General features: G+C 63.5%; 19 protein-coding genes and 2 tRNA genes. 16 read left to right on the top strand and 5 right to left on the bottom strand.

From position 1 onward, the window contains the following. Positions 1-121: 121 nt before the first annotated feature. Genes RDM88_RS05575 through RDM88_RS05565 form a run of 3 tightly spaced genes read right to left on the bottom strand, consistent with a single transcriptional unit; the run spans position 122 to position 4,273 of the window. A complete protein-coding gene (locus RDM88_RS05575; protein ID WP_308753881.1) occupies positions 122-1,198 on the bottom strand; it encodes a hypothetical protein in 1,077 nt (358 codons plus the stop codon). 15 nt (positions 1,199-1,213) lie between these two features. Then, positions 1,214-2,833, bottom strand: coding sequence for a DHHW family protein (locus tag RDM88_RS05570; RefSeq protein WP_308753880.1), 1,620 nt, complete (start codon positions 2,831-2,833; stop codon positions 1,214-1,216). A gap of 30 nt (positions 2,834-2,863) precedes the next feature. Next, positions 2,864-4,273 carry an MBOAT family O-acyltransferase gene (locus RDM88_RS05565; protein WP_308753879.1) on the bottom strand — a complete coding sequence of 470 codons (1,410 nt, stop codon included), beginning with the start codon at positions 4,271-4,273 and terminating at the stop codon, positions 2,864-2,866. A 150-nt stretch (positions 4,274-4,423) separates the two neighbouring features. On the opposite strand from RDM88_RS05565, the gene RDM88_RS05560 reads away from it, so the two are divergent. The 4 genes from RDM88_RS05560 to RDM88_RS05545 all read left to right on the top strand — a co-directional run bounded on the left by RDM88_RS05560 (position 4,424) and on the right by RDM88_RS05545 (position 8,405). Beyond that, entirely contained in the window at positions 4,424-5,290 is an 867-nt protein-coding gene (locus RDM88_RS05560) for a DMT family transporter (RefSeq protein WP_308753878.1), read from the top strand. Between the two features lie 14 nt (positions 5,291-5,304). After that, positions 5,305-6,228, top strand: coding sequence for a hypothetical protein (locus RDM88_RS05555; protein WP_308753877.1), 924 nt, complete (start codon positions 5,305-5,307; stop codon positions 6,226-6,228). A 94-nt stretch (positions 6,229-6,322) separates the two neighbouring features. Continuing rightward, entirely contained in the window at positions 6,323-7,147 is an 825-nt protein-coding gene (locus RDM88_RS05550; RefSeq protein WP_308753876.1) for a coenzyme F420-0:L-glutamate ligase, read from the top strand. A gap of 16 nt (positions 7,148-7,163) precedes the next feature. Beyond that, a complete protein-coding gene (locus RDM88_RS05545) occupies positions 7,164-8,405 on the top strand; it encodes an acetate kinase (RefSeq protein WP_308753875.1) in 1,242 nt (413 codons plus the stop codon). 72 nt (positions 8,406-8,477) lie between these two features. Here RDM88_RS05545 and recG read toward each other — a convergent pair whose 3' ends face one another. Next, a complete protein-coding gene (gene recG, locus RDM88_RS05540; protein WP_308753874.1) occupies positions 8,478-10,517 on the bottom strand; it encodes an ATP-dependent DNA helicase RecG in 2,040 nt (679 codons plus the stop codon). 180 nt (positions 10,518-10,697) lie between these two features. Here recG and RDM88_RS05535 point away from each other — a divergent pair. From RDM88_RS05535 to RDM88_RS05480, 12 genes are all read left to right on the top strand, one after another. Then, positions 10,698-10,773, top strand: a tRNA-Lys gene (locus RDM88_RS05535). Between the two features lie 7 nt (positions 10,774-10,780). Further along, a tRNA-Ala gene (locus RDM88_RS05530) sits at positions 10,781-10,856 on the top strand. A 166-nt stretch (positions 10,857-11,022) separates the two neighbouring features. Beyond that, positions 11,023-11,763 (top strand): prepilin-type N-terminal cleavage/methylation domain-containing protein, encoded by a 741-nt coding sequence (locus tag RDM88_RS05525; RefSeq protein ID WP_308753873.1) that lies wholly within the window; start codon positions 11,023-11,025, stop codon positions 11,761-11,763. A 392-nt stretch (positions 11,764-12,155) separates the two neighbouring features. Continuing rightward, a complete protein-coding gene (locus RDM88_RS05520; protein WP_308753872.1) occupies positions 12,156-13,046 on the top strand; it encodes a TRAP transporter substrate-binding protein in 891 nt (296 codons plus the stop codon). A gap of 89 nt (positions 13,047-13,135) precedes the next feature. After that, positions 13,136-13,636 carry a TRAP transporter small permease gene (locus tag RDM88_RS05515; protein ID WP_308753871.1) on the top strand — a complete coding sequence of 167 codons (501 nt, stop codon included), beginning with the start codon at positions 13,136-13,138 and terminating at the stop codon, positions 13,634-13,636. After that, positions 13,636-14,928, top strand: a complete 1,293-nt coding sequence (locus RDM88_RS05510; protein WP_308753870.1) for a TRAP transporter large permease — start codon at positions 13,636-13,638, stop codon at positions 14,926-14,928. Before RDM88_RS05515 ends, RDM88_RS05510 begins: the two co-directional genes overlap by 1 nt. 36 nt (positions 14,929-14,964) lie before the next feature. Next, the gene (locus RDM88_RS05505) at positions 14,965-16,131 is read left to right on the top strand and encodes a CoA transferase (protein ID WP_308753869.1); all 1,167 of its coding nucleotides are present in this window, start codon (positions 14,965-14,967) and stop codon (positions 16,129-16,131) included. A gap of 5 nt (positions 16,132-16,136) precedes the next feature. Then, positions 16,137-17,036: a CoA-transferase gene (locus tag RDM88_RS05500; RefSeq protein WP_308753868.1), complete on the top strand. Its 900-nt coding sequence runs from the start codon at positions 16,137-16,139 to the stop codon at positions 17,034-17,036. Next, a complete protein-coding gene (locus tag RDM88_RS05495; protein WP_308753867.1) occupies positions 17,033-17,851 on the top strand; it encodes a hypothetical protein in 819 nt (272 codons plus the stop codon). Before RDM88_RS05500 ends, RDM88_RS05495 begins: the two co-directional genes overlap by 4 nt. 170 nt (positions 17,852-18,021) lie before the next feature. Then, a complete protein-coding gene (locus RDM88_RS05490) occupies positions 18,022-18,747 on the top strand; it encodes a GntR family transcriptional regulator (RefSeq protein ID WP_308753866.1) in 726 nt (241 codons plus the stop codon). Between the two features lie 11 nt (positions 18,748-18,758). Beyond that, the gene (locus tag RDM88_RS05485; RefSeq protein ID WP_308753865.1) at positions 18,759-20,210 is read left to right on the top strand and encodes an FGGY-family carbohydrate kinase; all 1,452 of its coding nucleotides are present in this window, start codon (positions 18,759-18,761) and stop codon (positions 20,208-20,210) included. Positions 20,211-20,370: 160 nt separating this feature from the next. After that, positions 20,371-22,026: a thiamine pyrophosphate-binding protein gene (locus RDM88_RS05480; RefSeq protein WP_308753864.1), complete on the top strand. Its 1,656-nt coding sequence runs from the start codon at positions 20,371-20,373 to the stop codon at positions 22,024-22,026. Positions 22,027-22,128: 102 nt separating this feature from the next. On the opposite strand, the gene RDM88_RS05475 is transcribed toward RDM88_RS05480, so the two are convergent. Continuing rightward, on the bottom strand, positions 22,129-22,592 hold a 464-nt coding region (locus RDM88_RS05475; protein WP_308753863.1), incomplete at its 5' end, for a dethiobiotin synthase.

The raw sequence follows: 22,592 nt of genomic DNA, 5'->3' as shown, positions 1-22,592 counted from the left end.
GTGGCGCGCGGCGGAACGCGCTCGTGATTCTTGCCGCCAAAGGCGGCAATTCCCGTGAAAGCTCTGCCGCCCGATGAGCGGCAAATCTAAAACCTGCGCCGCTCCCCGAGCGGCAAAAACCTCAGGAGAGCGGCGAATAGCTTTGGATGATCTCATAGAGCCTGCGGTCGAAGTAGGCGGGCGGCAGGTACCGCCCGGGGTCGGGCGGGAGGCTGCGGGAGCTGTCGTAGAGCACCGCCGACACCTGCTGGCGCTCGATCTCGACGATCTCCACGCCGCGGGCGCGCAGCTCGTCGAACGCCGCCGCTTCCCGTTCGGTGTAGACCCGCTCAAGCCCGGCGAGCAGCCCGGCGCAGGCTTCGCCGAGCACCGCGCGCTCGTATTCGGTGAGGGAGGCGAGGGACTGCTCGTTGGCCCCCAGCCAGAGCGGCGCGGCGGCATGGTAGCTCTTGATGAAGAAGAGGGTGTTGGGGTCGGCCTCGAGGGCGAGCGCCTGCCCGGTATCCACCTCGATCGTATCGACCGTCACCTCCTCGGCGGGGCCGTCCGCCCCCTCGGGGAGCAGCTCCGCCTGCGCGCCGAGCATATTGGGGATGGCGGAGGCCGAATAGGGCAACACCCGCGCGCCGAGCGAGGAAAAGACCGTGAGCTTGTCCGCGTTGTCGGTGCGCAGCGCCGCTGCGATCCCCCTGTAATCGGAGGGGGTCCGCAGCTCCCCCTTCGTCGAGACGAGAAAGGCGCTGCCCGTGTAGAAGGCGGTCAGCAGCCGGATTCCACGCGGCTGCAAGCCGGTGTTGAGCCGCCCGAGCAGCTCCTCCGAATTGAGCGCAAGGCTCAGATGCCGCTGGTCGTCGTAGAGGAAGGGCAGCGCGAAGGTCGAAAAGCGCTCGTCGAGCTGGGCCATCTGCGCGTTGCGCAGGAAGGCGAGGTCCGCCTCCCCGCCCGTGAGCGCGTCGGCGGGCTCCTGCCCGGTGCGCACGTCGATCGTGAGCCGGCCGCCGCTCAGGCGCGCGGCGTCCGCCGCGAACGCGTCCGCCTGCTCGAGCACGACCTGGTCAAGCGTGTTGGGCACCAGGAGGGTCAGCACCCGCGCGACCTGCATCGGCTCGGATTCCTGCGGTCCCGATTCCGCCGGCGCGCAGGAGCAGAGCAGCGCCAGGCCAAGGATGAGCGCCAGCGCGCGTCTCCCGATTTTCATGCCGGTTCCCCTCCTTTATTCGCCGCGCGGCCGCAGCCTGCGGACACGGTCCCCCTCGTCCCGCGGCTCCTGCTCCTCCTGCTCCTGTGCGTCCTCGCCGGGCTCCACTGCCTCCGCGTCCTTGGGGGCGTCCGCCCGGAGGGCGCGCGGGACGAATATCTGGTGGCGCATGTTGTCGATGCACTGGATGTGGTAGGGGGTGCAGACCGCGAAGGAATTGTTCGCGAAGACCAGCTCGTTGATGCCGTGTTCCTTGATAAAGTCGACGAGCGGGAGCTGGAAATACCGCTGGTCGACGATATACACCTCGTCATAGTGGTTGATCAAAAAGGGCGCGAAGGCGTTGCCGAACGACTCCTTGACCACAAGGATTTTCCGCCCGCCGCCGATTCCCGTCTTGACCTGGACGAGGGGGAAATCCCCGTGCAGGAAGACGGAATAGCTGTTGGGGCTCTGCGCGTACTCCCCCCAGAGGGTGCTGTCCACCCCGCTGTAGGGGGAATCCACCGGGAACCGCTGCGCCTCGTAGGGCTGCTTAAAGATATAGTAGTCGACATAGTCGGGGTTTTTGAGCAGGGTGGTGTCCTGCGTCTGGGAATACATCGTTCCGATGAACCCGTCGAGCCTGCGCGTCTCGAAATCGCTCAGCTCCCTGGGCGTGAGCCCCGCCTCTTCGCAGAACGCCCGGTAGGCGTAATAGGCGCCCAGCCCCGTCCAGTGGTGGTCGGTGCGGAAGTAGATGTACTCGTCCGTGTGCGCGCCCAGCGCCGAATAGGCGTCCACGGTCTTGACCGCCGGGTCGAGGCTGCCGTAGACGAGGTCGATCATCGCCTTCTGCGACTGGGTGAGGTCGCGGTATTTGTCCGGGACGTAGAACTCGATCGCCGTGGGGATGATCATATTGTAGATCTGTACGCCTGGCAGCTCCTCATGGTAGGTGTTGAGCACCTGCGCGTACCATTTTCCGCTGTCGGGACTGCCGCCGAAGAGGGACATCGCCATCCCCCTGTAGACAAAGGTGCCGTTGTTGATCGCGCCGGGCGCGGCTCCGTCGTCCGCGGGCTGCGGCGGCGTTTCGGGCGCGGAGGACGCGCCGAGCGGCGTTTCGGGCGCGGAAGAGGACTCCCCCGGCGCGGAGGACGCCTGCTGCGTCTCCTGCGGCGCGGCGGACGGCGGCTGGCCGGAGCCGTCGGGAAGGTCCTGCGCCTCGCCGCCCGAGGGCGCGACGATGCGCACGTCGTCGACGCGCACGCCGTGCGCCTCGTCCACGACGGCGGAAAGGCCCACAAACGCGTCGCGGAAGGGAAAGGTGTCGGCGTACCACGTCTCGATGTCCCGCGTGAACGTCCCGCTCCTCAGCGCCTCGGCCGAAAAGGCGGGAAAGCGCGCGAGGTCGCGCTTCTCCACCGCGGAGCGCTCGGGCTTGGGGACCAGCAGCGAGCCGAGGAAGAAGGCGAGCAGCGTCCCGCAAAGCACGGCGATGCTTACCCAGCTCAGCCTGCGCAGCCGCTCCGGTTCGATGCGGTGGCGGATGAGCGCGTAATACCGTTCCCGCTCCTCCTCGGGGCCGCGCGGACGCGCGATCCGCCTGGGCGCGGGACGGTAGACATAGTTTTGTTTGCGGTACTGATCCATAAAGCCTCCGGAAAACCGGGGTTCCCCCGGTCAGAAACGGTAATAGAGGAAGGGATTGTAGCTCTGCCCGACCAGCTGCGCGGTGCAGACGATGAGCAGAAGAAAGCAGAGCGCGGGCGAAAGCGCCAGCAGGACGGCGGATTTCCCCGGGTCGAGCCGCTCGGAAACCGTCCGCTTGAGCCATTTGACGACCGGCATGCAGAAGCATACCGCCAGCGCCAGCCAGAAGACGTTGTTGAGCAGGGTGATCTGGACGCTGCTGTCCCAGCCGCGCGCCCCCGAAAGGCCGAACATGACCGACAGGTAGCCGCCGAGCCTGCCGAGGTCGGTGAAGTAGAAGATCACCCAGCCGGTGGTGGCGACGCACAGCAGGTAGAGGTGCCCGAACGCCGCCGGGAGCCGGTCGAGCAGGTCCCCGAGGAAGAGCCGCTCGAGCGCGATGAACGCGCCGTAGTAGAGCCCCCAGAGGATGAAGTTCCAGCTCGCCCCGTGCCACAGCCCGGTCAGCAGCCACACGGCCAGCAGGTTCAGGTACTGGTGCTTCCGGTTGCCGCCGAGCGGAATATAGACGTAGTCCCGGAAGAAGCTCGAAAGGGAGATGTGCCACCGCCGCCAGAACTCGGTGGCGGAGCGGGCGACATAGGGATAGTTGAAGTTTTCCTTATAGTGGAAGCCGAACATCCGCCCCAGCCCGATGGCCATGTCGGAGTAGCCGGAGAAGTCGTAGTAGATCTGCAAGGTGAACATTGCCGCGCCGAACCACGCCCCGCCGACCGAGAGGCCCGAGGCGGGGGCCAGCAGGAACTTATCCGCGAGGGAGCCCGCGGTGTTGGCGACGAGCACCTTTTTGGCCAGCCCGAAGCAGACCCGCGTCAGCCCCTCCGAAAAGGAGACTGCGTCGGTCCTGCGCGAGGTGATCTCCCGCGCCACGTCGGCGTAGCGGACGACGGGGCCCGCCACCAGCTGGTGGTACATCGACAGGTAGAGCAGGTAATAGACGGGGTTGGGCTGCGCCTTCGCGTCCCCGCGGTAGACGTCGACGACATAGGAGATCGTCTGGAAGGTGTAGAAGGAGATGCCGATGGGCAGCGCGAAAGCGGGCACCGGGAAGGCGGTGCCCAGCAGGGCGTTCAGGTTCTGGACGAGAAAGCCGCTGTACTTGAAGGCGGCGAGCAGCCCGAGGTTGAGCGTCAGCGAGGAGGCGAGCGCCGCCTTCGCCGCCCAGGTGCCCCGGCAGCGCTCGATCAGCCGCCCGTGCATGTAGTCGAACGCGGCGGAGGTCAGCAGGAGCAGGAACCACACCGGCTCGCCCCAGGCGTAGAACAGGAAGGAGAACGCCACCAGCACGAGGTTGCGGTAGACGATCTTCCTGGAAAGAAAGTAAAAGAGGATATTGAGCGGCAGGAACAGGTAGATGAACAGCAGATTTGCAAAAACCATGCGGCGCTCCTTCAACGGATGATGATAGGAACTATTATACACAGTTTTTCCCGTAAAATAAAGCAATTTGTTGAATAAGGGCCTTGTATTTGCGGCTTTTTTACGCTAGGATAGATACTGTTGTAAATCACTGAAACGGAGGTCTTCCCCATGAGTTCCCAAAAGGCGCAGCAGCGCGCGATTCTCCTGATGTTGGTCTGCGCAACCCTGTGGAGCATCGCCGGCATCTTCATCAAAATGATTCCCTGGAACGGACTCGTCATCGCCGGCTGGCGAAGCCTTATCTCCGCGGGCTGCGTCGTCATCTACCTGCGCGCCACAAAGCAGCGGCTGCGCCTCAACCGCGCCTCCCTCGTGAGCGGCGTGTTCCTGTCGCTGACCTTCCTCGCCTTCGTCTCCGCCAACAAGCTCACCACCGCGGCGAACGCCATCGTGCTCCAGTTCACCGCGCCCGTCTTCATCCTGATCCTGTCGGTGATCTTCCTGCGCCAGAAATTTTCCCGCGCGGACGTGATCACCGTGTCGGTCACGATGTGCGGCATCGCGCTCTTCTTCCTCGACCAGCTCGCGCCCGGCAACCTGCTGGGCAACTTCGTCGCCATCTTCGCCGGCCTCTCGATGGCCTGCATGTATATCATCACCGGCAACACCGACGAGGAGAGCCGCATGAGCGGCATTCTGCTCGGACACCTCTTCACGGCCGCCGCGGGCATCCCCTTCATGTTCGTCTTCGACACCCCAGTCACCATGCCCGCCGTCCTCAGCATCCTCGCTCTCGGCGTCGTCCAGCTCGGCATCCCCTACGTCCTCTACGGCATCGCCGTCAGGGACTGCCCCGCGCTCATGTGCTCGCTGCTCGGCGCGATCGAACCGCTTCTGAACCCCGTGTGGGTCTTCCTTTTCACCGGCGAGCGTCCCGGCGTCTTCGCGCTTGTGGGCGGCGTGGTCGTCATCGCCACGATCACCGCCTGGTGCGTCTGGCGCGACCGCTCGCTCGCCGCGCGGAAAGCCGCCTGATGGGAGGGATTTTCATGAAGGCGTCCGCAGTGTGCGCCCTGATCCTCACGCTCGCGCTCTCCGCCTGCGGCGCGCCGGAAAGCACCGCCCCGGAAAGCGCAGAGGCCCCGAAGGCCGCTTCGGCCCCCGCCTCTTCGGAAACGGAAGCTCCCCCGCCGCCCGTGGCGCTCGAATCGCTCGAGTGGAAGAGCGACCATGTGGTTTTGACGCTCGTCCCCCAGGAATACGAGGCGGGGCCGGACAACCTCCCGGCGGGCTTTTCGCTTCCGGAGGAGGCGCGGGAATTCTTCCTCAACGGGTACGCCGAGGAGTTTGGGCCCGAGGTGCTCCCGCTCATGCAGTACGACATCGCGACGGGCGACGTGAACGGCGACGGCGAGGAGGACTATATCGTCTCCGCCCTGCCGCAGGTCATGTACTTCGGGAATTCGCCCGCGCCCGCCTACCTTTTCTATTCCCAGCCGGACAGCGGTTACCGGCGGGCCGGATTCGCATCTTCTGGGACGTACCTGCTTTTGGACACCAGCAGCTTCGGCCTGCCCGACAGGCTTTACAGCGCGTTTGGCTACCGTCTCGCTTTTAACGGTGCGGACGGCTATGAGGATGTCTCCGTCCCGCCGGCGCAGGATGTCTTTCATCTCGGCGGTCTGCTTGTTTCCCCGCCCCAAACGAACGGCGGAAGCGTAAGGGTACCCTTTTTCATCAAATCGGATATCCCCGTGGGCTGCTACATTGCCGCCTGCTTCAAGTCCGAAGCCGGCCGGCTCGAAAATCCCTGCGTCTGGCTGACGCTTCCGGACGGCGCCTATGCGCTTTCCGACGGGGAAAACGGTTTTGGATGGGACATTGGCGCGGACCTTTTCCTCCGCCCCGGTGCGGAGCTTCAAGAGGGCGAAATCCTCTATCCCGACGAAATCCAGTTTGTCCCCGCCGGATAGGGCCGCGCCCTTTGACGGACGGGCGGAAACGTTGTATAATCTTGGTGATTGAACCTCACAATAAACAGGTAATTTAAGATAAGGGATGGTCAATATGTCGAACGAACAAACCGCGCCCATCGGCGCGCAGCCGGAGGATGCCGCTTTGGACGCCGCGCCGGAGACCCCGGACGCGCAGGAGACGCCCGCGGCGGAGACCGCAAAAGAGGAGACCCCGGCGGGCTACGTTGTGAACCCCGAAAAGAACGAGGTCATCGAGGTGGACGGCGCCGGCTACCGGCGGCTGTGCATCAAGACGCACGTCATCACCGACCAGGACAACATCTGCGACGTGGTGGAAAAATACGTTTCCCCGCTCACCGAACCGGGGGACATCGTCTTCATCACCGAGAAGGCGGTCGCCTGCACCCAGCGCCGCGCCATTCCGCTCGAGGAGATCCATCCCCGCCCGCTCGCGCGCTTCCTCAGCCGGTTCGTGCTGCGCACCCCCTACGGCATCGGGCTCGCGATGCCCGAGACGATGGAGATGGCGCTCCGGGAGTGCGGCACCATCCGCATCCTCTTCGCCGCAGCCGTCTCCGCCGTGGGCAAGCTGTTCCATATCCGCGGGTGGTTCTACAACATCGCGGGCTACAAGGCGCGCAGCATCGACGGGCCGTGCGACTTCACGCTGCCGCCCTACAACCACTATGTCGTGCTCGGCCCCGACCGCCCCGACGAGGTGGCGGCGGAGATCTCCCGGCGCATCGGCGGCACGCCGGTCGCCATCACCGACATCAACGACCTCGAAGGGCAGATTCTCGGCACCTCTGACAGGAAGATGGACCGCGGCCTGCTCTGCAGAATTTTGAAGGACAACCCGCTTGGCCAGTGCAGCGAGCAGACCCCCATGGGGATCATCCGGCGGGCGGCAGAATAAGGAGGAGCAAGCTATCATGAACAACGTGCATGTGGTCAACGCGGGCAAACGGATGAACAACGTCTTTGTGGTCAACGCGGGCAGTTCGTCCCTCAAGTACCAGCTCATCGACATGGAGAACGAACAGGTGCTCGTCTCGGGCAACTGCGAGCGCATCGGCATCGACGGCGGCAAGATCACCTACAAGTACTTCGGCAGCAAGAAGGTCGTCGAGACCGACCTGCCCAACCACAAGGCCGCGCTCGACCGGGTCGTCGACCTGCTGCTTTCGGGCGAGACCAAGGTCATCGACAGCATCGACGACATCGTCGCCGTCGGCCACCGTCTGGCGTTCAGCCGCGTTTCCCCCTGTTCCAATGAAATAACCCCCGAGGTCTTGAAGGACATCGAGGCCACCACCGAGATGTTCCCCCTGCACCTGCCCGGCATGCTCACCGGCATCCGCGCCTGCCAGGACACCTTCTCCGGCAAGGTCCAGGTCGCTGTCTATGACAACTCCTTCCACCTGACCATGCCGCCCAAGGCGTATATGTACGCGATCCCCTACGACTATTACAAGGACTACGGCTTCCGCCGCTACGGCTACCACGGCACCAGCCACCGCTATGTCTCCCTGCGGCTCGCCAAGCTGCTCGGCAGGCCGGTGGAGGAGCTCAAGATCGTCTCCTGCCACCTCGGCAACGGCTCCTCCCTCTGCGCGGTCGACGGGGGCAGGTCGGTCGACACGACGATGGGCTACACCGCCCTCGCCGGCCTCATGATGGGCACCCGCAGCGGCGACATCGACCCCTCGCTGCTGCTCCCGATGGCCCAGAAGGCGGGCCTCGACCTGGAGGGCATACATAACGTCATCAACAAGAAATCCGGCCTGCTCGGCATCTCGGGCGTTTCGAGCGACCACCGCGACGTCGAAAACGCCTGCGCCGAGGGCAACGAGCGCGCGCAGACCGCGATCGACATGCTCAACTACCAGATTCAGAAGTACATCGGCTCCTACGCCGCCGCGATGAACGGCCTCGATGCGGTCGTCTTCACCGCCGGCATCGGCGAGCACTCCCCCGACCTGCGCCGGGAGGTCTGCCGCAACATGGAATTCCTCGGCATCCAGCTCGACGAGGCGAAAAACGCTGTCAACCACGGCGCCGAGGAGGAGATCTCCGCCCCCGACAGCCGCGTGAAGGTGTGGGTCATTCCCACCAACGAGGAGCTCATGATCGCCCGCGACGCCTACGCGATCTACCAGTCCAAACAGAAATAAGCAATATCAACCGGGCGGCGGGGCAAAGGCCCCGCCGCCCGGTTTGTTTTTGTCCGGACAGCGCGGTCCGCTTCAGTTTGGGCGCTCCCCCACCGAGTCCATCAGACGCCCGACGGCAGCGCGCAGCGCCGCGTGCTCCGGCTTCTCCAGCGCCGGGTCGCCCTCCAGCACGCGGTTCGCGGCCCGCTGCGCCTCGGCCACGACCTCCACGTCGGTCGCGAGGTCCGCGATGCGCAGCTGCGGCAGCCCGTGCTGCTGCTGCCCGAGGAAGTTGCCCGGCCCGCGGGCGCGCAGGTCGTATTCCGCGATGGCGAACCCGTCGTTCGTCCCGCACATCGTCTTTAAACGGTCGAGCGTCTCGGGGCTCGTGCTGTCGGAGAGCAGGATGCAGTAGGACTGCTCCTTCCCGCGCCCGACCCGGCCGCGCAGCTGGTGCAGCTGGCTCAGGCCGAACCGTTCGGCGTTCTCCACCATCATGATGACCGCGTTCGGCACGTCCACCCCAACCTCGACCACAGTGGTCGAAACGAGCAACTGGACCGTCCCGCTTTGGAAGCCGGCCATCGTGCGCTCCTTGTCCGCGGCCTTCATCCTCCCGTGCAGGAGGCCGACCGTGTAGCCCCGGAAGGCCCCGCCCGAAAGCTCGAGCATGTAGTCGGTCGCGGCGCGCAGGCCGGCGTCCTCCTCCCCCGCCTCGACGCGCGGGCAGACGATATACGCCTGAAGCCCCCGGTCAAGGTGCTTCCGGATGAACCCGAAGGCCCGCTCCCGCTTGCCCGAGGAAATCTTGTAGGTCAGCACCGGACTGCGTCCGGGCGGCAGCTCGTCGATCACCGAAACGTCGAGCTCCCCATAGATCATCAGGGCCAGGGTGCGCGGGATGGGGGTCGCGGACATGACGAGCGTGTGGACGTGCCGGCCCTTCTGGCCGAGCGCGGCGCGCTGCGCCACCCCGAACCGGTGCTGCTCGTCGGTGATGACGAGCGCGAGGTTTTGAAAGGACACCCCCTGTGAGAGCAGCGCGTGGGTGCCGATGCAGAGGTCGAATTCCCCGGCCGCGAGCGCCTCGTGCATCGCGCGCTTTTTGGCGGGCGTCATCGATCCGACCAGCAGGCCCACCCGCATCCCCAAGCGTTCACAGAGGGGGGAGAGCCCCTCGTAATGCTGCCGCGCGAGCAGCTCGGTGGGGGCCATCATCGCCGACTGCGCGCCCGAAAGAAAGGCAAAATACGCCCCCGCCGCCGCGACCACCGTCTTGCCCGAGCCGACGTCCCCCTGCACGAGCCGGTTGGCGGGGGCGGATTTCTGCATGTCGGCGGTCAATTCCCCGATCGCGCGGCGCTGCGCGCCCGTCAGCGTGAAGGGAAGCGCGTCGTAGAAGGGCTGCATCGAGTGCGGCGCCATCGGCTGCGCGGCGGCGGCCCGGGTGCGGGTGCGCAGCAGGCCGACCCCCGCGGCCAGCGTGAAGAGCTCCTCAAAGATGAGCCGCCGCTTGGCCGCTTCGAGCTCGTCCGGATTCTGCGGCCGGTGGATGGCGCGGACCGCTTTCGCGATCCCCTCCAGACGGTATTCGGCGCGGATCTCCGCCGGAATCCGCTCGGGCAGGACTGGAGAGAGCCGCAGCGCCTGTTCCACCAGCCCAGAAAAGGTCCGGGCGGAGACGCCCGCCGTCAGCGGATAGACCGCGAAAAAGGGCTGGTCGGCGCGCGGCGGGAAGATCTGCGGCGCGCGCATCTCCCGGCGCAGGAAATTGCCCTCCACCCGCCCGTATAAGAGATACGCCGCGTCGTAGTCGAGCGAATCCACCGCGTACTTCGTGTTGAAGAAGGTCAGCTCCATTTCGCCGCTGTCGTCCGCGACGGTCGCCTTGTACATCCTGAGCCCGCCCCGCGCGCGGATCTCCCCCGACTTCTTTACCACCGTGGCGAGCACCGCGCAGGGGCGGTCGAGCGGCGCGTCCATGATCCCGCAGGGCGCCGAGAGGTCGATGTAGCCGCGCGGATAGTGCAGCAGCAGGTCCTCCAGCGTCGCAATTCCCATCTTCGCAAGCGTGCGCGCGCGGGTCTCCCCCACCCCCCGGAGCATCCGGATATCCATCTGTCCCGCGTCCATGCGCGCACCCCCTTTCAGCCATTGGTCCCATTTTACCAAATCGGCCCCGGTTTGTCACGGGGCTTTTCCTGTCGAATCCCTTTCCCTGTAAAAATTTCGCCCCGAATAGTTGACAAGCTGTCCCTGTTTTGCTATAATAATCAAGCGTCGTACAGACACAGTGCCTGCGACCGCAGCATCGACCCATTAGCTCAGTTGGCAGAGCACTTGACTTTTAATCAAGGTGTCCGGAGTTCGAATCTCCGATGGGTCACCATGACCGTGGGGGCGTAGCTCACCTGGGAGAGCGCTTGAATGGCATTCAAGAGGTAGAGGGTTCGATCCCCTTCGTCTCCACCACGATAAATCCCTGCAAACCGGCTTTACGGTTCGCAGGGATTTTCTTTGTCCCGCGCATAGGCGCGTCCGTCTCTCCGGCCGCCGCTTTACAAATCCGGGAGGAAGTCATATAATAGCAGTAAATCATCTTTTTATCGGAAATTTTGAGGCGGTGAGCCGTGTGAAAATGAAATATCGTCGAGGCTTTACCCTGATCGAGATGGTGGTCGTCATCGCCATCATCGGCGTTCTCCTGGCCCTCGCCGCCCCCATGTTTTCCTCCTTTTTGGAGTCCGCCCGGAAGACGGCCTGCATGGCCAACCTCACCACGACCACCCGGACGCTCGAATTCCACGCGGTCGTGGAGAACCAGGCGCTCACTCCCGACACGGTCGAAAAAATCATGACCGACTCCATGGGCGCCGAATCCACCGCTTCCGGTTATCGGGGAATTTGCCCCTCCGGCGGCTTTTACAGCATCGCCGCCGAAGCGGACGGCGGCATCAGGGTCCGGTGCTCCAAGCATGGGATGACGGCGGTGGAGACGATCAACTCCGACACCAAGAACATCCTGGACCTCCTTCAATTGTCCATCGAACGCTATTTCAGCAGCCGCCCGGGAAACACCCTCAATTCCACCGGGCCGAATTTCGGCGACGACATCAAAAAACACCTCGCCGAATCCCTGAAAATCTCCACGGATTTCGATTTCCGGATCTATCGGGTCAACGGCGATGAATACCGGGTCTACATTTCCGATCCGCTGAAGGATGTGGACGTGTCCGATCAGGTATCGGTTACCGGCTACCGGATCAAGAACGGCTGGGTTGCCGAGACCGGAACGAGCCAGCTGATTTCGGTGGGAACGGAATCCGTTGACGGAAGTCCCATCAAAACCATTTCCGCCGGTGAATATCAATGGAATTGAATTTGAAAAGGCCCCGCCAAACTGGCGGGGCCTTTTCTGTTTTTGCGGCGGAGCACACGTCCCTTTTTCCCATCCCGCAGGCGTGGATGGGATTTTTTTGTGCATGTTCATTATGAACAAAATAATACAAGATTTTTAATAGCAATCCATAATTGACATCTTATTGTATTAAATGATATTATAACAATATGGAAAAATTGAATATAATCTAGCAAAAACAAGGAAAGGAAGTCTCGTTTATGAAAAAAGCCCTCGCAATTGTATTATCTTTGTCTTTGTGCTTTGCCTTGCTGGCAGGATGTGGTTCCAGCCCGTCCGGCACCCCCTCAGCTCCTGCCGCGGATCCGTCCGCGCCTCAGGCCAGCGGCGCAGCGGAACCCGTCAAGCTGATCATGGCCATCGAAGTATCCTCCAACACCGCCTGCGCCCAAGCCAGCAAATCCTTTGCCGAAATGGTCAAGGAAAAATCCGGCGGCTCCATTGAGATTGACGTTTTTACCGATGGGACCCTCGGCAATGAAAACGAGCTGTGGGAGGCCGTGCAGACCGGCAGCGTCGACATCGTCTGGTCGGGCGACGGCGCGGTGAGCGCCAACGTGCCCGAGTGGGGCTTTGTGGCGCTTCCCTACGTCTTCTCGAGTCCCGAGGCCCGCGACCAGTTCGTCCACGGCGGAGACATCGCGCAGCTCAACCAGGTCCTCGAGGAGAAGGGCAACATCGTGGTGCTCGGCAACGGCTCGGGCGCGACGCGCAACCTCATCGCGGACAAGGAGATCAAGACGTTAGGCGACGCGGCCGGCATCACCATGCGCGTGCAGCAGTCGGACATCGTCGTTGCCACCTGGAAGGCGCTCGGCCTGCTGCCCACCGTAATCGCCTATTCCGAGACCTATTCCGCCCTGCAGACCGGCGTCGCCGAAGCGGCGGAGAACGAGATGTCCACCCTCATCACCCAGAAATGGTATGAGTGCTGCCCCTACATCATTGAGACCGAGCACCAGATCAACTGCCACCCGCTCTACATCGGCGCAGACCAGTGGGCCCAGCTCACCGGGGAGCAGCAGGCGATCCTGAAGGAGTGCGGGCAGGCGGCCGCGGATGAATTTGTCACCAGCGAACGCGCCAACTCCGCCAATGACCTCGAAGAGATGCTCGGCGACGGCGCCCAGGTCTGCGAGCTGACGGACAAACAGGCATGGATCGACGCGACGGAATCGGTCCGCAAGGAGTTCTGCGAGCAGTACGGCCTGACGGAGCTGCTCGAAAAGGTCCAGCAGTACTGACCGTCTGAATCCGAAATCTCTTGGGCAGGGCTCCGGACGGACGTCCCGGACCCTGCCCGAATTCTTTCCGCTGCAAAGGAGGGCTTACCTTGCATAAAGTTTCTCACAAGCTGCAAAGTTGCGCGGAGGTTATCGCGGCGGTTTTCCTGATCGGAATTATCTTCTGCGTGCTGGTACAGGTCGTCTGCCGCGATATCCTCAAGGTCACCAGCACCTGGACCCAGGAGATCGCCGTCTACTGTTTCATGTGGCTTACGATGGTAGGCGCGCCCCTGATGGTGCGCCGCGGCGAGCATTTCGTAATCCCGCTCTTCATCGATAAGGTCAAATATAAGAAATTTTTCCTCTGCATGATCGACCTGATGGTGCTGGTGGTGGGGGCGGTCTTCCTGCTCTACGGGATCCGCTTTGTACAGTCCGGCCTGGGAAAAACCTCCGTGGCCGCCCATCTGCCCTTTATCTTCGTCTATATCTCGTATCCCATCGGCGGGGCGCTGACCGTCTTTTTTACCTTTGAAATGCTGCTTGAACATCTGGGCGTCATTCCTCCCGCCGAGGTCGCCCACGACACGGAAGGAGGCCTGGACTGATGGAACCCATGGCCCTGCTGTTACTGCTGCTCATGCTGGGACTGATCTTCCTTTCGGTCCCCGTACCCTATGCGATCGGGTTTTCCTCGATCGTCGTACTGCTCAACACTTTCCGCCAGACCCCGCTCGTTTTGGTCCAGCGGACCTTTTCGGGGCTCAGCGGGTTTACCACGCTGGCGATCCCGCTGTTCATCCTGACCGCTGAGATCATGAACATCTCAGGCATCACGGACAAGCTCGTCCAATGCTGTTATGCGATCGTCGGGCGGATACGAGGCGGCATCGCCCACGTGAACGTGCTCGTCAGCATGATCTTCGCCGGCATCTCCGGCTCTTCCTCCGCCGATACGGCGGGTATCGGCGGCATCCTCATCCCCGCCATGATCAAGAAGGGCTACGCCCCCGACTTTACGATCGCGGTTACGGCCGCCTCCTCCACGCTGGGCGAGATCATCCCGCCGAGCATCATCGCGGTCATCTACGCCGCCACCGTCGGCATCTCGGTGGGCGCGCTCTTTTTGGCGGGGCTCTCCGCCGGCGTGATCATCGGGCTCGCGATGATGCTCATCTCCTACGTCTACGCGCTCAAATACGGCTATCCGCGCGAGGCGAAGATGGGAATCATAAAAGCCCTGCACACGATCTGGGTGGCACTGCCCCCGCTGGGGACCCCTATAATCTTGATCGGCGGCATTACCGCCGGGTTCTTCACCCCCACCGAGGCGGCGGTCGTCGCCTGCGTCTATTCGCTGCTCCTCGCGGCCTGCTACCGCTCCCTTACGCTGAAGGCCCTGTGGGGCGCCGTGAAAAAGACCGCCGCTCTCACCTCCGCCACAACCATGTGCATCGGCATCGCGATGGTGTTCAGCTACATGATGTCGGTCTACCACGTGCCCGACGCGGTCAAGGGGATGGTGCTCTCCGTCGCGGACAGCGAGCTGCCCTTCCTGCTGATCACCTTCGTCATCTTCATGATCGTCGGCTGCTTCATGGACGCGACCCCTGCCATCATCATGCTCGCCCCCATTCTCGCGCCGATCGGCATGGCGCTGGGCGTCAACATGATCCACATGGGCGTCGTCGTCGTTGTCACTCTCTCGCTGGGGCTTATCACGCCGCCCTTCGGCCTCTGCCTGCTGCTGGCCTGCAAGATCGGACACACCCCGCTCCAGAAGGTCATGAAGCCCACGCTCGTCTTTACCGCGGCGGTGGTCGCGATCATCCTGCTGATCATCCTTGTGCCGCAGATCGTGCTGTGGATTCCGCAGACCTTCGCGCCCAATATGATGTAGCCTCGGGCGAAAACGATGCAAAGAAGGAATGAACCTATGAACGCACCCCTCGAAGGGATCCGGGTCCTCGACCTCTCCCGCTTCATCTCCGGACCCTACTGCGGTATGGTGCTGGGAGACCTCGGCGCCGACGTCGTGAAGGCGGAGAAGGCGGGCAGCGGGGACGACACCCGCGTGCTCCCCCCCTTTGTGAAGGGGGAGAGCCTCTACACCTTCGCCGTCAACCGGAACAAGCGCGGTATCGAGCTCGATTTCCGCAGCGAAGAAGGCCGGGAGAAGCTCTTCCGGCTGGCCTGCCGGGCCGACGTGCTGATCGAAAACTTCAAGGCGGGCACCATCGAAAAGATGGGGCTCGACTACGATGAACTGAAAAAACACAACCCCGGCCTCATCATGGTGAGCATCACCGGCTTCGGGGCGGACGGCCCCTACAGGGACAAGCCCGGCTTCGACGCGGCGGTGCAGGCGATGAGCGGGCTGATGTCGATCACCGGCGAGCCGGACGGCATGCCGATGATGTACGGCACCTACGCGGTCGACTACGCGACCGCCCTTTACGCGGCGGTAGCGGCGCTCTCCGCGCTGCATGTGCGCCATTCGACCGGGCGGGGCCAGCACATCCGGCTCTCCCTGCTCGAATGCGCCGCCTCCCTGCTGCTGACCGGCATTCCCGACTACTGTGCAACCGGCCACGTCACCGGCCGCGTCGGCAACCGGGACCGCTACACCGCACCGGGCAACTGCTTTCGGACGAAGGACGGCGAGGTGCTGATGATCATCGCCGGAAACCAGTCCCACTTTTTGCGGCTCGTGAAGGCCATGGAGATGGAATGGTTGCTGGAGGACGAACGGTTCGCCAAGCAGGAGGTCCGCTTCGAACACGCGGCCGAGATCGAGGAGATCGTCGCCGAGTGGGTGGCCTCCCACGAGCTGGACGAACTGCGGAACATCCTCGACGCGGCGGGCATCGTCTCGGCCAAGGTGGAGAACCTCCGGGACGTGGCGGAAAATCCCCAGCTCCACCACAGGGGCAAGCTCGTGAAGCTCCGGCACCCGGTCATGGGGGAGATGACGATGATGGGCGCGCCCTTCGATTTTTCGGAGAGCGAGCTCGACCTGAGCCGTCCCGCGCCCACGCTGGGTCAGCACACCGAAGAGGTCCTGCGGGACTGGCTGGGCAGCGAAACCGACAGGAAGGAGTGAGCATTTTGGCGGAGCGCACAGTAAAACTTTGCGGCCCTTCGGATGCCGTAAAGCAGATCCACGACGGCGACCGGGTCGCGTTCGGCGGCTTTGCCGTCTACAACAAGGCCATGGCCTTGACCCATGAGATCATCCGGGCGAGGCTGCGGCACCTCACCATCGTCGGAGTGGCCAATTCGATCGAGGTAGACATGCTGGTCGGCGCGGGCTGCGTCGACGCTGTGGAAACCAGCTACATGGGGCTCGAAAAGTTCGGCCTCGCAAAGAATTTCCGCCGCGCAGCGCAGGCGGGCGCCCTCAAAATCACGCACTTTCCTGAGCTCATCAGCTGGGACCGCTTCCGCGCCAGCCAGGAGGGCCTCTCTTTCTGGCCAACCTACCTGCTGGGCGGCAGCGACATTGTGAAGTACAACGATAAGATTATCCCCTTCCCCGACCCTGTCACCGGGCGGCAGATGTGGGCAGTGCCCGCGGCGGACCCCGACGTGGCACTCATCCACATGTGGAAGGGGGACAAATGGGGGAACCTGCAGACCCAGCCCCGCCGCATGAATCCGCAGTCGGTGGACATCACCGTTTCGCGGGCGTGCAAGCGGGTGATCGCCACGGTGGAGCACCTCGTGGACACCGAGGAGATCATGCGCAGCCCGCAGAGCACCACCGTGCCCTCCTTCCGCACCCTTTCGGTCACCCACGTGCCCCATGGAAGCCACCCGACGATGGACCTCGATGTGGTCGCGACCGATGAGCTGCATTTGCAGCTCTACGCGGACGCCTGCCAGACCGAGGAGGGCTTCCAGGAATACCTCGACAAATACGTCTACGGCGTAAGCAGTTTCGCGCAGTATCTGGAGCTTGTGGGAACCGAGCAGGTAAAGGCGCTGGAAAGGAGCGGGTATCGATGAGCGGACGCTATACTTTGGAAGAGCTTTTGGCGGTCGACCTCGCCCATACGATCGAGGACGGCGAGGTTGGCTTCACCGGCCTTGCCACCGGCAAGGCCGCCACCACCTACATCACCTGCATCCCGATGGCCGCCATGGAGCTGGCCCAGCGCACCCACGCCCCCAACCTGACCATCCTGCTGTCGGGGGTCTACTTCAACCCCGATGTCGCAAAGCTACATACCCTCCCCGAATCGGAGTACGAGCAGGTGCTGGTCGACCTGCCCAGCGAGGCGCAGATGCCCGGCTGGCCGGAGCAGTGGCACCACAGGGCGGGAGACATCAGTTTCGGCTTCGGCAGCGGCGTGCAGGTGGACCGTGAGGGCAACCTCAACAGCACCTGCATCGGCGACGTGCGCCGTCCCAAGGTGGAGCTGGTTGGGCCGATCTTCCTGCCAGAGCATTTCTCCTGCTTCGGCCGCGAATACATCATGATGCCGAACCACGAGCGCCGCAGCTTTGTCGAAAAGGTCGACTACATCTCCGGCGTGGGCTGGCCAGGCGGGGCCGAGGGCCGCAGGAAGCTCGGCTTTACCGGCGGGGGGCCAAAATACATCTATACGCCGAAATGCATTTTCTACTTCGACGAGGAGGGGATCATCTGCCTCAAATCGATCCACCCGGGCGTCTCCAAGCAGGAGGTTGTCGACAGCACCGGCTTTTCCATCCCCAACATCGCGGACGACATCCCCACGACGCCCGAACCGACTGACGAGGAGCTGCGTATCCTGCGCGAGCAGGCGGACCCCAACGGCATCTTTCTCGGGAAATCCTGACTCTCCCGCGCCGGACTGCCGGAAATTTCCTTTTCGCCCCAGTTTTGTATGGGAAATCCCCAAAAATATGGTATAATCTAAATATAATATCCCCACGGCCAATACAATACGATCTTCCTTTTTTGTATTGCCGGGGGCAGGCGAATCCGCCAGAGACAGGAGCGATGAGGATGGAAACGCAGGTAAGCAAGCGTCCGCTGTATTTTACGATCAAAGAAAGCATCAAGAACAAGGTGAATACCGGCGTCTACCGACCGGGAGACGTGCTCCCGACCGAGAACAGCCTGTGCGAGGAGTACGGGGCGAGCCGCGTCACGATCCGCCGCTCGATCAAGGAGCTGATCGACGAGGGCGTGCTCGAGCGCGGCCACGGCAAGACCGCGCGCGTCGTATGCGAATCGGTGCCCCGCAGCCTCAACAGGCTGGGCGGGCTCAAGGAGCAGCTTTCGGCGGCGGGCATCAAATGCTCCTCCTTTATCCTCGACACCGAAATCGTGCGGGCCGAGGGAAAGGTGGGCGAAGCGATGAAGCTTTCCCCCGAGGAGAGCCTCTACAAGATCGAGCGGCTCCGTTACGCGAACGGCAAGCCCCTCTGCTACCAGCTGCTCTACCTGCCAGTACGGCTCTGCCCCGACCTGGACGTGCAGAAGCTGGTGAACACCTCCCTCTACGAAATTATTGAAAAGGAATACGGCCTCAAGATTCTGGACGCGATGCAGGAGATCCAGGCCCGTATGGCAGACTACCGGGTCGCCGCGCTGCTCGAGCTGGCTGAGCTCTCCTGCATGCTGCAGGTCAGCCGCACCACCTTTCTCGACAGCGGCGCGTGCATCGAGTATTCGGATAGCCTTTATGTGGCCAACCGCTACAAACTGTCCATGACCTTGCGCCGTTAGGAAAACCATCCATGAGACAATACCTGATCCTCGACGTGGGCACCAGCTCGGTCCGGGCGGCGCTCATCGATGAAACCCTCCGCATCCTCCGCCTCGAGACGGCCAGGCGCACCGCGCCCGCCCTCTTCGACGCGGAGGCGGAGTGGGCTTTGCTGCGCGGGCTTATGAGGGCTGCGGCCTCCGGCGCAGGGGAACTGGCGGGCGTGGCGGCCTCCGCCCTGCTCGGCTGGGTGGGGGCGGACGCATGCGGAAACGCCGTCACCCCCTGCTTCACCTATATGCACGCCTGTCCGGAGAAGTTCACGGCCTCCCGTTGGGACGCGGAGGAGGTCTACCGGGTCTGCCGCCGCGCCCCCGCCCCCGAGTCGGGTTGCTTCCAATTTGCGCGGATAAAGGCCTGCGATCCGGAAACCTACGGGCGGACAGCGGCCTTCCTCTCCCTCAAGGATTTTATCAACGGCAAACTGACGGGCGTGTTCACCACCGACGCCACCACGGCGGCCTACACTTTGCTGTACGACGTGGAGGCGGGCCGCTGGAGCACCCGTGCCATCGAAGCCCTGGAGCTCGATCGGGAAAAGCTGCCGCCCCTGTCCGTCCCCGGCGCGGCGCTCGCGCCCCTCTCCCCCGCCCTCTGCCGCGAGCTAGGGCTCCAACAGGCCCCGCCGGTCGCGGTAGGAAGCGTCGACGGCTCCACCGGGATCCTCGGCGCGGGCGGCCTGGAGGAAGGGGATGTCGTAAGCGTGATGGGCACCACCGACGTCTTTTTCGCCGTGCAGGCGCACCCCTGCGGGGACCGCACCCGGCGGCTGCTCGTAAATCCCCACGTCGCGGCCGGACGCTGGCTCATCGGCGGACCGATGGGCATGTATGGCGGCGCACTCGACTGGTTTTCCCGCGACCTGCTGGGGGGAAGCCGTCCGCTCCCGGAGCTGGACGCGCTGGCCGATGCGGTCCCGCCGGGCAGCGAGGGAGTCACCTTCCTGCCGACGCTCGCAGGGGAACGCACCCCTTTCTGGCGGCCCGCAGTGGAGGGGACGGTGCGGGGACTGCGCTCCTGCCACCGGGCGGAGCATCTCCACCGGGCGATAATGGAGGCCAACTGTTACGCCAACCGGCGCGTCCTCGACCTCGTGCGAGAAAACGGCTTGGCCGCCCGGCGGGTACTCGCCATCGGCGGCGGCGCGGCCAGCAGCGTTTGGCTCCAGATGAAGGCGGACGTGCTGGGCCTCCCCGTCTTCCGGGCAGCGGTCAAGGAGGCCTCCCTTGCCGGGGCATGCATGCTGGCCATGCAGGCGGCAGGGACCAGCCTCTCCGAACTGCCCCGTCCGGGTGTCGAAGCCGAATTCGCGCCGCGCCCCCAGACCGCAGCGCGGTACGACGCACTCTATCAGCGTTTTCTCGCGGACCACGAGGCAATGGCAGCCCTTTACGACGGCGGAGCTTTCCAGAACCTTTGCTAAAATTGTATCTTTATTATATTATTCCTGTTAATCAGGATGTTATTTTTTGCCCTTTTGCCAAAGATTTAGAAAATAAAATATATATAATTGACATTTTGTAAGCAAAATAGTATTATTATTGTATCAAATAGTTGTGATCCTGTACGGAGGAGGAACCGGCATGAGCAAACAATATACAGGCGGCCAGCTGGTCGTCAAAGTGATGGAAGAGTTTGGCGCAAAAGTGGTATTCGGTGTCCCCGGGGGGCAAACCCTCTATGTCACCGATCCCATTCAGGACGTCCCGGGGATGCGCTTTGTCCACACCCGCCATGAGAACGGCGCCGCCACAGCGGCGGACGGCTGGGGACGGCTGACCGGCGAGCCGGGCATCTGCCTCGCCACAACCGGTCCCGGCGCCACCAACCTGATCACAGGCCTTGGCGGCGCACTGCGGGATTCCAGCCCGGTCATTGCGCTGGTCTTCCAGAACCGGCTTGCCGACGCGAGCCGGGGCGACGCGCAGGAGAGCGACCATGAGCTGCTCTTCGGCAGCATCTGCAAAAAATATATCCCCGTCCGCGACATCTCCGTCCTGCCCTGGGCTATGCGCGAGGCCTACCGCACCGCCAAGACCGGCCGGCCCGGTCCGGTGGTTGTGGACCTCTACCGCGACGTCATCGAGAATCAGAAGGCTCCCTACGTCCCGGCGGACCCGGCCAGCTACTGCGTGCGCCTCGACAGCGTCGCGAGCGACGCTGTCATCGAGGCAGCTGCGCGGGTCATCCGCGCCAGCAGGAAGCCAATGCTCTGGATCGGCAACGGCGTCAAGCTGTCCCACGCCGCCGCCGAGGTGACGCGCCTATCCAAACAGCTTTGCGCGCCTATCGTCTGCACCTACAACGCGATGTGCGCGGTGGACGAATCGTTTGAAAACTTTCTGGGGGCCCGTTCCCGCCACGGCACGCAGATTACCCAGGCGTGCATCGAAGAGGCCGACTGCGTCATCCTGATCGGCTCCTCCCTCACCGCTATCAGCACCAACCGCTGGTCGATTACCCCCAAAAACATTGTCCAGTTCGACATTCTCCCCGAGCAGATCGGTCGCCAGTACCCGGTGGCTGCGGGCGTCGTGGGCGACGCCAAGGCGTCGCTCCAAAAGCTGCTCGCCGCGCTCGAAGGCTTCGCGGGCACGCCGGAATTCCGGAATGAGATGTTCGCCCGCAAGGCCGCGTGGAAGGAAAAGCTACTCTCCGGTCCCATTGCCGACACCGAGCGTACTCCCGTGCCGCCCATCGCGCTCCAGCGCGAGCTGGAGAAGTCCCTGCGGGAAAACACTGTCTTCTGTGTGGACGCGGGCAACCCCGGCGCGTGGACCCATTACACCACCTTCCCGAAGGGCACCGCCTACATGAAGCCGGTCAACTACGGTAACATGGGATTCGCGCTGGGCGCGGCGCTCGGCTGCAAGGAGGCCTCGCCCGACAGGGAGGTCGTCGCGCTCATCGGTGACGGCTCGCTGGGCATGACGCTGGGCGAGCTCGAGAGCATCGCGCGGGAAAAGCTCGCAGTCACTGTACTGCTCGTAAACGACTCCGCCTTCGGCAACATCAAGCAGGAGGAGCTCTTCAAGATGGGCGAAGGCCGCTACATCGGCGTGGAGTTCCCCGACTACGATTACCTCAGCATCGCCAAGGCTTTCGGCTTTGACGGCTGCATCGTCACAAAAGCCAGCCAGATCCCCGCCGCCATGGAGGCCGCACGCAGGAGCGACGGCCCCTACATGATCGAGGTCAAGCTCGACGGCAGCTTCACTGTCTGGCCGGAGGCGCTCTAAACCGCATGACATCTGCTGACCACTGACAAATACTCCTTGCGGCGGGAGCCGGGGCCGAATGGCCCCGGCTCCCGCCCTTTTGCGCTGTTAAACCGCCCGCGTTCAGGGCAGCTCGATCGTCCGCGCGTCCCGCGCGACGCAGATCGTCCGAAGCCCGGTGAACCGCTCGATCTGAACCCGGTTGTCCTCGTGCAGCGGGTTTCCCGCCTCGAAGCCGTTCATCACGCCGGCCAGCACCGGGAGGCCCAGCTTCGCGGCGTATTCTGCCGTGAGCACCGCCGCGTTGATCGCCCCGAGCCCCGACGGGGAGACGATCACGAGCGGCAGTCCGAGCATCGCGGCCACGTCGCCGAGCAGCAGCGGCTTTTCCCCGTCGTTAAGCGGGCAGAAGAGGCCCCCGCACCCCTCGGCGACGAGATAGTCAAACCGCGCGGCAACCTGCGAGAACTGCTCGATGATCCGCTCCCGCGTGATCGGCGGGCCCTCCAGCCGCGCCGCGAGGTGGGGCGATACCGCGTGTTCGTAGAGGTACGCCACATATTGCGCGGCCGGGCAATATGTGGCGA

This window comes from uncultured Anaerotruncus sp. (assembly GCF_902490045.1).
GTDB lineage: Bacteria > Bacillota > Clostridia > Oscillospirales > Ruminococcaceae > Anaerotruncus.
This window is presented reverse-complemented; position numbering and strand designations above follow the sequence as displayed.